This window comes from Citrobacter sp. wls619 (genome assembly GCF_005281345.1).
Classification (GTDB): Bacteria; Pseudomonadota; Gammaproteobacteria; order Enterobacterales; family Enterobacteriaceae; genus Citrobacter.
Window position 1 is genome coordinate 1 of record NZ_SZXJ01000025.1, and the last position, 279, is coordinate 279.

The following is a 279-nucleotide window of genomic DNA, read 5'->3' on the forward strand; positions in this document are numbered from 1 at the left end:
CAAATGCAGACCCTTTATGACCGCGAAGGTAGCCAGTTACGTACCGATGACGGCAGTATGTGGATGCGCTTTAAAGCGGGTGATGCGTCGTCAACCGCCGCAAACGGTCATGTGGATATTGACAACAACTATTCTCAGCTCCAGATCGGTGGCGATATACTGAGCTGGGATGATAGCGTGCAGAGCCTGAAAGCAGGGCTGATGGTGAGTTATATCAACGCCGATACGGACAGCACCGGTAACCGAGGGACGGATGGGAGCCAGTTCTCTGCCAGTGGT

Annotated in this window: 1 protein-coding gene; it reads left to right on the forward strand. The window is 53.8% G+C overall.

The window, feature by feature from the left end; genetic code table 11:
- Positions 1-279, forward strand: a 279-nt coding sequence (locus tag FDX19_RS01955; RefSeq protein WP_137381401.1) for an autotransporter outer membrane beta-barrel domain-containing protein, incomplete at both ends; no start/stop codon positions are given.